Genomic DNA, 11,869 nt, shown 5'->3' with positions numbered 1-11,869 from the left:
GTGGAGTGCCCACCGGAGGCGGTGGCGGAGCTTGCGCGGCCGGCGGAGCGCCTGGGATCTGCTGGGCCCAGGGGAACGGCGGCGGAGGCGGCGGAAGGTGGGCGTCCGGCTGCGCGGCTCCTTCCGGGGGGCCTACCGCGCGGGTACGGTCCTGACCTTCGCCCTCCGCAGGCTCGACCTCCCGGTCACCGGCTCCGGGGGGACCGGGAATCGAGGCGCGCGAGAAGTCGCTCATGGTGAGGTCGGCGATGGTGCCGGGCTGCTGAGGTTGCCCGGTCGGCCGTTCCGCCCCGGGCGCCTCCCGCCGGAAGACCTGGGTCCGGTCCTCACCAGTGCCGTTGTCGTCCCGGTCGTCCCGGTCGCCCTCACCTGCGGCTTCCGGCTGACCGGCCTGGTCGTCGACCTCGTTGAGCCACTGCGGCGGTGGAGGCGGCTCCGGCAGGTGCAGTGCCGACGAGCCCTCTTCGGGCGACTCGTCCTTGTGCTCGTCGTCCGGCGTCCCGTTCGGAGTCACGCCTGCGCTCCCCTTGGCCCTGCGGTGGCTGCGTCGTCAGGGATCATATCGACGCATCGCCGCCGAAATGACGTCCTCGGTCGGGCGGGGACGGCGGCGCAGGCCGTCGCGGACGCCGGCCCTCAGCCCGCGCCGCAGCACGGCCCTGTCACGGGAACGGGCGTAGGTCCGCGCCCAGCGGCGGACTGTCGAGCCGGCGTAGAGGACACGCTCGGCGGGCGCCAGGCCGCGACTGCGCGTGAACAGCCAGAGCTTGTTGCGCACCTCGTAGTAGAAGCGGTCGCCGGGGTCGGCGTCGGTGCCGCCGAACGTCCCGGTCTTGTGGACGACGACGCTCGCGGGGCAGTGCAGACCGGTCCGCCCGCGGAGCAGTCGCGTGGTGAACTCGAAGTCGTCGTTCCAGAGGAAGTAGTCGGCCACGGGCAGCCCGCGTTCCAGCACGGCGGCCGCGTCGATGAGCACGGACACGAACGACGCCGACCGGATGGGGACGCATCCGGCCTCGGCCGCCGCCGCAAGCTCGGCCCGGGAGGCCCCGGGCTTCACGCGGGGGGTGTTCATCGGGTGATCGCGGCCATCGGTCCACACGACTCGGCTGGCGACCAGGACGGGGTCCCCGGGCGCCCGCTCCCGCGCGTCCAGCAGCGCGGCGAGTGCGCCGGGTTCGGGCACGGTGTCGTCGTCCATCAGCCAGATCAAGGTCGGCCGCTCGTCCGGGCCGCCGTGCACCGGGCCGCCGTGCACCGGGCCGCCGTCGACCGGGCCGCCGTCGACCGGGGCGGTCCGCAGCGCGTGGGCGATCCCCGCCGCGAAGCCGCCGGCGCCGCCGGTGTTCGTGGCCAGTTCGAGCAGGTCGACGTCCGGGTACCGGTCGCGGACCAGGGCGGCGGTGCCGTCGGTGGAGGCGTTGTCCACGACGATCAGCTCGTCCGGCGGCCTGGTCTGGGCGGCGAGCGCGTCCAGCGCCTCCGTGAGGAGTTCGCGGCGGTTGTAGGTGACGACGACGGCGACGACCCGCACGCCCGCGCTGCCGGAGCTCATCGCGTGGGGGCCCGGGGGGACAGGACGGGGCGCGGCGGCCTTCCCGCCGTCTCGCCCGCCGTCTCGCCCTGCGCTTCCGGGGCGGGTTCCGGCGGCACTTCGATGCCCTTCAGCCGCTCGACGAGATGCCAGTACCCCACTCGCAGCCTCCAGACGGTTTCGTTGCGCTCGCTGAGGCGGCGGGCCATCAACTTCGGCAGCGCCGTCTCGCGCTGCTCCCGCTGCTCGTTGCGCAGCTTGCCCACCTCCCGCCGGAGCGCCGAGACACGGTCGAGGAGACCGACGATGGTGTGGGCGGCCGCGTCCAGCAGTTCGGCGTCCGCGGGCGGGGTGGCGGGCTCCTCCGCCCCGAGCGGCTCCGCGGTCAGCAGCTCGGACAGGTCGCCGACCACGTGGTACCCGGCGGAGCGAATCGCCGCGGTCAGCTCACGGGCCTTGTCCGCCGCCCAGCCGTGTCGGCCGGGCGGCAGCGGCACCCGGCCGGGCTCGCCCAGGCCGGGGAGCACCTGGAGTGCGAGCAGGTCGGTGACCAGCCGGTGGTACAGCCACATGGGGGCGTCCTCGTCGACGGCGCCGTTGACCTTCCGGAGCAGTTCGGTCTCCGTCCAGCTCAGCGACGCGTTGGCGCGAGCCCCCGCCGGGTCGGCCACGGCCGGATCCACGCCCACCAGCCCGGCGAAACGCTCCCAGAGCCGCTCACGCGGCGCCCCCGGACCGGGCATGGTCAGCACGTGGACGCGCTCGGGCGGGACGTGCGGGGCCCAGCGTCCGAGCACCTCGGGGATGTCGTGCACGCGCCAGAACCACTCCGCTGCACCGGCGTCGCGAGGCCCGTCGATGACTTCGCGCAGCCAGTGCTCGAAGTCGTAATGGAACCGGTGCTTCACGTACTCCTGCCACTCCGAGGGCAGAAGCCCGTGCAGCGCGCGGGCCGAGTAGACGATGTGGACCTCGCAGGGGGCCAGGGAGCGCACCGCCCGCTCGGCGCCCTCGGCGTCCACGGCGCACAGGACTTCGTGTGAGAACACGGCCACGCGGTGGCGGGACGCCTTGACCTCGCCGGCCAGGAGGTCCCAGGACCCGTCCCAGCCGGGCCCGGGCTCGTCCGGCTCCGGTTCCAGCCCGCGGAGGTCGCGGGTCGCCCGTACCTGCGCGCCGAAGGAGCCTCCGGGCAGGAACACGCCCGCTTCGGAGAGCGCCTCCGCGTTCTTCCAGAGCAGGCCCTGCAGAAATGTCGTGCCGCTCTTGGGCGCGCCGATGTGGAGGTACACGGTAGGCGGGGGGCCGCCGGACACCACTGCCACCAGGTGACTCCTCTGCCGGTCACGGTGTGGACGCGCGAGGCGCCGTTCTGGATCACCGGAAGAGTACAACCGACCAACCAGGGCCATTCTCCACATTGCGACCGACTGGCTCGGTATGTTGGCCCGCGCAGCATTGTCGGCCCGGTGTCGATCCTCAGTCGATCCTTTCGCGGCGACCGCGTGTCCCGCGAATCGCGGAAGGGGCGCGCCTACGACGCGGCGGGGGCGTCGCAGGAAGATGGACCGTGAACGTTGATCTTGTAGTGGTGGGCGCCGGCTTCTTCGGACTCACCGTCGCCGAGCGCTGCGCCGCGGATCTGGGCCTGCGGGTCCTGGTCCTGGACCGGCGCGACCACATCGGCGGCAACGCCTACAGCGAGGACGAGCCCGAGACCGGCATCGAGATCCATCGCTACGGCGCGCACCTCTTCCACACGTCCAACGAGCGCGTGTGGGAGTACGCCAACCGGTTCACGCGGTTCACCGGATACCAGCACCGCGTCTACTCGACCTTCAAGAACCGCATCTACTCGCTGCCCATCAACCTCGGCACGATCTGCGAGTTCTTCGGCAGGGCCTTCACCCCGGACCAGGCCCGCGCGCTGATCGCCGAGCAGGCCGCGGAGATCGGCGCCGGACACGAGCCGGGCAATCTGGAGGAGAAGGCGGTCTCGCTCATCGGCCGGCCCTTGTACGAGGCGTTCATCCGCGGCTACACGGCGAAGCAGTGGCAGACCGATCCGCTCGACCTCCCCGCGGAGATCATCACCCGGCTGCCGGTGCGGTACACCTTCGACAACCGGTACTTCAGCGACACCCATGAGGGGCTCCCGGTCGACGGCTACACCGCGTGGCTGGAGCGGATGGCCGACCATCCGAAGATCGAGGTCAGTCTGGACACCGACTTCTTCGACCTGCGCGACGAGTTCGCCGGACGGGTGCCCGTCGTGTACACCGGGCCGCTCGACCGCTACTTCGGCTACGCGGAGGGCGAGCTGGGCTGGCGGACGCTCGACTTCGAGATGGCCGTCGAGCCGACGGGTGACTTCCAGGGGACCGCGGTGATGAACTATGCCGACGAGGACGTCCCGTACACCCGCATCCACGAGTTCCGGCACTTCCACCCCGAGCGGCGGCACTACCCCGACGACCGGACGGTGATCATGCGCGAGTTCTCGCGGTTCGCCGAACGCGGCGACGAACCGTACTACCCGATCAACACCGCCGAGGACCGGGCGCGCCTGCTGCGCTACCGCGAGATGGCGGGCCGGGAGGACGGCGTCCTGTTCGGCGGGCGCCTCGGCACCTACAAGTACCTCGACATGCACATGGCGATCGCCAGCGCCCTGAACATGGTCGACAACCGGCTGCGGCCCCACTTCGAACGGGGCGAGCGGCTGATCAGCGGAGGAGTTGACCGATGACCGAGCGGGCGGCCCAGCCAGAGCTCCCCCCGGAGCCCGCGTCCCCAGACCCGAGCCGAGGTACGGCGCCCGATCCGGCGCTGCCGGATCCCGTGCCGGCGGAGCCGACCGCGAACGAGCGGGCGGAGAAGCGCGCCGGTGAGTCCGTGCGCGACGGCAACCCCACGGACGATCATGCGGTCGCGGAACGCGCGCCGCGTCCGGCAGCTCCGGCCGAGGGACTGCGCGTTCTGCACCGGGTCGTAATGCCCGGCGAGCGCGACTTCGACGTCCTGAAGCTGTACGTGGACGGGAACGCGGTGTTCGGCCGCCGTACCGCCGATCTCAAGAGCGCCGCCGAGCGGGTGCTCGCCGAGCAGGACGGTGACGCGGCCCGCGCGGCGGCGGCGTTCCGACCCGCGTCGCAGGACGACAGCGCGGAGATCGTCGGCCGGCGCAGCCTCGTCGTGCCGTCCGGCACGCGAGTGTCGTTCTGCAGTTACTTCAACGCGTTCCCCGCCGGGTACTGGCGCCGCTGGAGCACGGTCGAGGACGTCCGGCTGCGCGTCCGGGTCCGGGGCGAGGCGACGATCCTCATCTACCGCTCCACGGGCAAAGGCCACCTGGAACGGATCAAGTCGCTGCACGTCGACTCCGACTCATCCGTGGAGAAGAGCGTCGACCTGCCGCTCGCACCGTTTATCGACGGCGGCTGGTACTGGTTCGACATCGTCGCCGACGGCCGCACCGCAGTGCTCGACAGCGCCGAGTGGTGCGCGGTCACGGAGCGGACCGAGCAGGGCACGGCGACCCTCGGCATCACCACCTTCAACCGGCCGAAGTTCTGCGTCGAGCAGCTCACCGCGCTCGCCGCGGCGGGCGACGTGCTGGACGTCGTCGACGAGATCCTGGTCGTCGACCAGGGCACCGACCGCGTCGAGGACCACCCCGACTTCGCGGCGGCGGCGGAGGCGCTCGGGGACCGGCTGCGCGTCATCGACCAGGCGAACCTCGGCGGCTCCGGCGGCTTCTCCCGGGTCATGCACGAGACCGTCGAGTCGGGGCGGAGCACGTACGCGCTGCTTCTGGACGACGACGTCATCCTGGAACCGGAGGGCATCCTGCGCGCGGTGACCTTCGCCGATCTGGCGCGCGGCCCGGTGCTCGTCGGCGGTCACATGCTCGACCTGTACAACCGCTCCGTCCTGCACGTGTTCGGCGAGTCCATCGCCCGGTACCGCTGGTGGATGGTCCCGGCCCCGCACACCGAGCTGTCGCACGACCTCGCCGCCCACCCGCTCCGCCACACCCCGTGGCTGCACCGCCGAGCGGACGTCGAGTACAACGCCTGGTGGATGTGCCTGATCCCGGTCGAGGTCATCCGGAAGATCGGGCTCTCGCTGCCGTTCTTCATCAAGTGGGACGACATCGAGTACGGGCTCCGCGCCAAGGCGGCAGGATTCCCGACCGTCTCGCTGCCGGGTGCCGCGGTATGGCATGTCCCCTGGCACTCCAAGGACGTCATGACCGACTGGCAGGCGTACTTCACCGAGCGGAACAGGGTCGTCACCGCGCTGCTGTACTCGCCCTACGAGCGCGGCGGCAACATGCTCAAGGAGAGCCTCTTCATCACCATCAAGCACGCGTTGGCCATGCAGTACTCCACGGCCGAGCTGATGCTGCTGGCGATCGAGGACGCCCTCAAGGGCCCGGAGGACCTGCACCCCTCGATCCTTACGAAGATGGGTGAGCTGCGGGAACTGCGGGCCGGGTTCGTGGACGCGCAGGCCAAGTCGGACCTGGACGAGTTCCCCGCGGTCCGGCAGCGCAAGCCGCCCCGCAAGGGACGCGACGTCGTCCCGCCGAAGAACCGGCGAGCGATGTTCCAGACGGCGCTGCTCGGCGCCGCCCGGCAGGTCAAGCCGGTCGGATCGTTCCCGAAGACGCACCCCGAGGCCCTCGTTCCGCACGTCGACCAGACCTGGTGGCTGCTGACCAAGTTCAACAGCGCCCTGGTCTCCTCCGCGGACGGCACGAAGGTCTCGTGGTACCAGCGCGATCCGCAGCGGTTCTGGTCGCTGATCCGCCGCGCGTCGGCGCTGCACGCCCGCCTCGGCAAGGAGTGGGCGTCGCTGAGCGCGCGCTACCGGGAGGCCATGCCCGCCCTGACCTCCCAGGAGGAATGGGTGGAGACCTTCGAGAAGGCGAAACGGCGGTGACGGAGGCCCCGGAGGCCCCGGCGGGCCCGCATGATCCGGGGCTCGTGGAGCCCGGAAGCGGCGGCGGACTCGGCGAGGTCTTCCGGCGCCGCTACCTGCTGAAGCTCATCGTGCGGCGGGAGCTGCGCGCCCGCTACCAGGGGTCGCTGCTCGGCCTCGGCTGGTCGTACGTGCGGCCGGCCGCGCATTTCGCCGTCTTCTTCTTCGTGGCCGGGATCTTCCTCGGGATGAGCGAGCACATCGAGCATTTCCCGATCTTCATGTTCTCCGCCCTGGTGCTGGTCTCGTTCTTCAACGAAACCCTCATCAACACCACCCATTCGGTGGTGGGGAACGCCCCGCTCGTCCGGAAGGTGTACCTGCCGCGCGAGCTGTTCCCGGCCGCGTCGCTGCTGGTGTCCTGCGTGCACCTGCTGCCCGGAGTGGCGATCGTGCTGACGGTCGCGGTGGCCTGGGGGTGGACTCCCTCGGCCGCGGCGATCGGTTCGGCGCTGCTGGGGTTCACGCTCGTCGCCGTCCTCGGCATGGGACTCGGGCTGATCTGCTCGGCGCTGCACGTCTTCTACCGCGACACGGACAAGGTCGTCGACATCACGACGCTGTTCGTCACCTGGTCGGTGCCGATGATCTACCCGTGGACGATGGTGCGCGACACGCTGCCCGCGTGGGCGCTGGACCTCTACCTGGCCAATCCCATGGCCGTGGGGGTCATGCTCTTCGAACGGGCCTTCTGGTGGCCAACGACCGACGGTACGTTCGAGTTCCCGGCCCATCTCACCCGCGACGCCCTCGTCCTGCTGGTACTGGCGGTGCTGCTGCTCGGGGCGGGCCAGTTCGTCTTCTCCCGGCTCCAGCGCCGTTTCGCGGAGGAACTCTGATGGACGGGACGCCACACGCGGACGGCGCATCTCGCGCGGACAAGGCGCCACGCGCGGACGGCGCGCCACACGCGGACGGCGCGCCTCGGGCCGTCGTCGTCGACGCGGTCACCAAGCGGTTCACACTGCGGCATGCCCGCTCGATCAAGAACATGACCGTGCGGGCGCTTCGCGGGGAGAGGCTGCGGGACCGTTTCACCGCACTGGACGACGTCTCGGTGACCATCGGCGTAGGCGAAGCCGTGGCGCTGGTGGGCGTGAACGGCTCCGGCAAGAGCACGCTCCTGAAGATCATTTCCGGGGTGCTGCCGCCGGACGAGGGCTCGGTGCTGGTGCGCGGACGCGTCGCCGGGCTGATCGAGGTGGGCGCGGGCCTGCACCCCGACCTCACCGGGCGGGAGAACGTCTTCCTGAACGGGGCCATCCTCGGCATGGACCGCGCCGAGACGCTCCGCAAGTTCGACTCGATCGTGGAGTTCGCGGACATCGGGCGGTTCCTCGACCAGCCCGTCCGGTTCTACTCGTCCGGGATGTTCATGCGGCTGGCGTTCTCCATCGCCGTGCACACCGACCCCGACGTCTTCCTCATCGACGAGGTCCTGGCGGTCGGGGACCCGCTGTTCCGCCGCAAGTGCATCCAGCGCCTCCACGACTACCGCGCGAGCGGCCGCACCATGGTGATCGTCGCGCATGACGCCGCGCTGCTCCGGCGGCTCTGCACCCGCGGGGTCTTCCTGCAGGACGGCCGCGTGGTGTGGGACGGCGACATCGACACCGCCGCCGACCTCCTGCTGGAGAAGCGGCGGGAACACCGCCGTGCCGGGGCCGGCCGGACGCGGGGCGTCCCGGGCGACCCGGCCGGTCCGGCAAGGGCGGCCGAGGTGGGCCGATGAGTCCCGAGCCGGTGCTTCCGGTTCACCACCGACCGGCCCTCCGGCCCGCGTCTCCGGCGTCCCGCACGTTCCGGACCGCCGCCCGGCACGACCGCGCGCGCCAGGGCACCGGCGACGCTCCCGGGCCCGTCGCGGTGCCTTAGCCTGATCAACGTCGCTCAGGTCTTGATCGACACGTCCGGTGCGGGACGTATCGCTGATCGACATGCCACCGGTCCGAAGGGGATGTGATGCTCGGCGCCAAGCCGCGACGACGACGGCCTGCCGCTCCGCTTCTCGCGGTACTCCTCGCGGCCGCGCTGGTGCTGACCGGATGCGCCGGGGACGACGGCGAGAGCGGCAAGGACGGGCAGGTGTCGCCCACCGCGAAGAAGCCGCGGCCCAACATCGTCTACATCCTTACCGACGACCTGTCGTGGGACCTGGTCGACTACATGCCGAACGTGAAGCGGCTGCAGAAGCGCGGCATGACGTTCTCGAACTACTTCGTCTCCGACACACTGTGCTGCCCTTCACGGGCCACGATTCTGACCGGCAAGTACCCGCACAACACGGGGGTTCGCAGCAACGACCCGCCCAAGGGCGGATTCAAGGTCTTCCGCGACCGGGGGAACGAGCAGCACACCTTCGCCGCGTCCCTGCAGAAGGCCGGCTACCGCACCGCGCTCATGGGCAAGTACCTCAACGGCTACGAGACCGTGAAGCGGCAGGGCTCCGCCCGGACGTACGTGCCGCCCGGCTGGACGGAATGGCAGGTCACCGGGCTGGGCTACGCGAACTACAACTACCAGCTGAACGGCAACGGCACTCTCACGTACCACGGGCGGTCGCCCCAGGACTACCTGACCACGGTGATCAGCGCCAAGGGCGTCGACTTCATCAACCGCGCCGCCGACGACGGGCAGCCCTTCCTGCTGCAGATGTCGACGTTCACGCCGCACGCCCCGGCGACGCCCGCACCGGAGGACGCCCGCAAGTTCGGCCGGCTCCGGGCACCACGGACGCCCGGATTCAACGAGCCGGACATCTCCGACAAGCCCGGCTGGCTGCGCGGCTACCCCCGGCTGCGGCCGCCGAAGATCCGCGCCGTCGACAAGGCGTTCCGCCAGCGGGTGAGGTCGGTCCAGTCCATCGACCGGATGATCGGCGCCCTTGAGGCCGCGGTGAACGCCAAAGGCAAAGGAGAGGACACCTACTTCGTGTTCAACTCCGACAACGGCTATCACCTGGGGCAGCATCGCCTCGTCGAGGGCAAGCTGACCGCCTACGACACCGACATCCGGGTTCCGCTGATCGTCGCAGGCCCCGGGGTGCCCGCCGGGAGGACCGAGGGCCGGTTCGCGCAGAACACCGACATCTGCCCGACGTTCGAGGAGCTCGCGGGGGTCAAGCCGTCCGAGGCGGCGGACGGGCGGTCCCTCGCGCCGCTGCTGCACGGACGGAAGGTGCCGAGCTGGCGGACGACAGCCTTCGTCGAGCATCTCGGCCCGAAGTACTACAGCGAGGACGACCCGGACCAGCCGAAGAAGTACGGAGGGGACCCCCCGACCTACGACGCCGTCCGTACCGCGAACGAGCTGTACGTCGAGTACGAGAACGGCGACCGCGAGTACTACGACCTCGCCAGAGATCCTTGGGAGCTGGTGAACATGTGGGCGGAGGCCCCTGAGGCGCGGAAGGCCGAGCTGGAGTCGCTGGTCCACTCGTACCGCACTTGCGCGGGGGCCGACTGCCGCGACCTCTGAGGACTGGGTCGCGCTTCACAACCCAGTGGTCAGCCGTCGAACGGGGTCGTCCCACGCCGGACACGCCGGACGGAGGTGGCCGGATGCGGTCACGGGCCGGAACGGGAGTGTCCGATCTTTACCGCAGGTGGACTCGGTGACCGAATTGACGGGCTAGACCCAGGACGCGGGGATCTGTTCCGTCGAACGTGGCGCGGGAACGCGGCGAGGTCTTTACCCTGGGCGGTGTAGGAAACCAACCAGGCAACCCCCAGGCGTTCCATTCATTCCCGCGACTCCAGGGGTCTCTCGACGTGACGGACATGGCGAGCGGGTCCGCGATGGCGCGGCTCACACAGGCCGACCGCGTCTATGTGGGCTGGCGTTACGCGCAGGTACACCCCGACCCGGGGCCGCCCCCTGAACGCCCCGAACCTCCCGAACCCGGCCCGGCGTCCCCGCCGGCGCGGCGGCCGGGCGAGCACATGGCGGCGCTGCCGCTGCGGATCGTGGTCGGCGGCGGCCTGGGCGGCGTCGCGCTCTTCCTCCTCTGCGGCGCCGCGGGCGTCCTCCCGTGGGCCTTCGCGGGCGTGGCGATCCTGGCCTGCGCGGTCATCATCGCCATCACCGGCGGCTCGCTGTGGCGGGACGAACGGGCCGTCCGCGAGAGAATCGCCCACCAGCAACAAGTAGAGGAACGCAGACGGGCCGAGGCCGACCGCGCACGCGACGCAGCCGAGAAGGCGTACGCCAAGGCGCGGTCGGAGTGGGAACGCCGCCAGTCGGCGTACGAAAGCCAACGCGAGTGGTACCCGGTCGCCGTCCCGCCGGGCGTCGACCGGGTGGACGTCGTCGGCGGCACCCTCGCGGGCTGGTCCGCCGCAGTCACCACCATGGGCGCGGCCCGCCTCGCCGTTGGCGCCCGCCTCACCGTCATCGACCTGTCCGAGGGCGCCGTCGCACACGACCTCCTGCGCCTCGCCGCCGACCGCGGCGACGACCCCCTCGTCTGGGTCCTGCCCGCCGACCTGCCCCGCCTGGACCTCACCCGCGGCCTGAGCCCGGAGGCCCTCGCCGACGTGCTCTCCCTCGTCGTCAGCGCCGGCGAGGAGGAGGGCGGCACCCGGGACCTCTCCTTCGACAACTCGATCCTGGAAAGACTGATCGAGGTCCTGGGCCCCGAGACGACCATCCCCCGGATCACCGCGGCCCTGCGCGTCCTCGCCCAGGTAGGCGACCCCCGCGACGACCTCCGCCGCGGCCTCCTCACCGACGAGCAGGTCGAGCGCATCGCCACCCTCTTCGGCCGCGACGCCACCGACCGCATCGTCGTCCGCCGCGCCTGGGCCCTGGAAGCACAACTCCGCAAACTCGAAAAACTGGCAACCGAACCAGTCCGCCTCCCCCCATCCCGCCTGCACGTCGTCTCAATGGACCGCCGAGCCGGCGTCCTCACCAACCGAATCCTCGGCACCTACGTGACAACGGCGCTGACCCACAGAATCAGAGAATCCCCGCCGGGCGGCCGCTGGGACCACACCCTCTTCCTCTGTGGCTCCGAGAAACTCCGCGGCGACGTCCTAGACCGCCTAATAGACGCCTGCGAGGCCACCGGCACGGGCCTCGTCCTGATGTACCGGTCGATTCCCCACCACGTCCGCGAACGCCTGGGCCGCCGCGGCCACGCCGCCGTGGGCTTCATGCGCCTGGGCAACCCGGAGGACGCCCGCGTAGCCGCCGAACACATCGGCGCCGACCAGCCGCTCCTGGTCGCCGAGATCACCGACTCCGCCGGCGAAACCCTTTTCGACGTCGCCGGCGAAACCTACGCCAGCACGGTCGCCTACGCCCGCCCCCGAGGCGACGGCCTGACGGACCCGGTCTGGTCCCCGC

8 protein-coding genes and 1 pseudogene are annotated in these 11,869 nt (G+C 71.0%); 6 read left to right on the top strand and 3 right to left on the bottom strand.

All coding sequences use genetic code 11. The features are described 5' to 3' along the window. The 3 genes and pseudogenes from E1200_RS24640 to E1200_RS24630 form a co-directional block, all read right to left on the bottom strand. Positions 1-514, bottom strand: a pseudogene (locus E1200_RS24640) (hypothetical protein); the annotation flags it as partial. Between the two features lie 36 nt (positions 515-550). Further along, the gene (locus tag E1200_RS24635) at positions 551-1,555 is read right to left on the bottom strand and encodes a glycosyltransferase (protein ID WP_131954453.1); all 1,005 of its coding nucleotides are present in this window, start codon (positions 1,553-1,555) and stop codon (positions 551-553) included. Continuing rightward, positions 1,552-2,859, bottom strand: a complete 1,308-nt coding sequence (locus tag E1200_RS24630; RefSeq protein WP_131954452.1) for a hypothetical protein — start codon at positions 2,857-2,859, stop codon at positions 1,552-1,554. Before E1200_RS24630 ends, E1200_RS24635 begins: the two co-directional genes overlap by 4 nt. Positions 2,860-3,104: 245 nt before the next feature. Between E1200_RS24630 and glf the strand changes: the two genes are divergently transcribed. The 6 genes from glf to E1200_RS24600 form a co-directional block, all read left to right on the top strand. Then, on the top strand, positions 3,105-4,283 hold the full coding sequence (gene glf, locus E1200_RS24625) for a UDP-galactopyranose mutase (protein ID WP_131954451.1): 1,179 nt from the start codon (positions 3,105-3,107) through the stop codon (positions 4,281-4,283). Then, positions 4,280-6,481: a glycosyltransferase gene (locus E1200_RS24620; protein ID WP_243708815.1), complete on the top strand. Its 2,202-nt coding sequence runs from the start codon at positions 4,280-4,282 to the stop codon at positions 6,479-6,481. Before glf ends, E1200_RS24620 begins: the two co-directional genes overlap by 4 nt. Then, positions 6,478-7,359 carry an ABC transporter permease gene (locus tag E1200_RS24615; protein ID WP_243708814.1) on the top strand — a complete coding sequence of 294 codons (882 nt, stop codon included), beginning with the start codon at positions 6,478-6,480 and terminating at the stop codon, positions 7,357-7,359. Before E1200_RS24620 ends, E1200_RS24615 begins: the two co-directional genes overlap by 4 nt. After that, entirely contained in the window at positions 7,359-8,252 is an 894-nt protein-coding gene (locus tag E1200_RS24610) for an ABC transporter ATP-binding protein (protein ID WP_131954449.1), read from the top strand. The genes E1200_RS24615 and E1200_RS24610 overlap by 1 nt, the downstream gene beginning before the upstream one ends. Before the next feature lie 230 nt (positions 8,253-8,482). Beyond that, positions 8,483-9,997: a sulfatase gene (locus E1200_RS24605; RefSeq protein ID WP_131954448.1), complete on the top strand. Its 1,515-nt coding sequence runs from the start codon at positions 8,483-8,485 to the stop codon at positions 9,995-9,997. 302 nt (positions 9,998-10,299) lie between these two features. After that, on the top strand, positions 10,300-11,869 hold a 1,570-nt coding region (locus E1200_RS24600; protein WP_243708813.1), incomplete at its 3' end, for a hypothetical protein.

Source organism: Actinomadura sp. GC306 (assembly GCF_004348665.1).
GTDB lineage: Bacteria > Actinomycetota > Actinomycetes > Streptosporangiales > Streptosporangiaceae > Spirillospora.
Note: the sequence above shows the minus strand (reverse complement) of the source record. Positions and strands in the feature narration are given on the sequence as shown.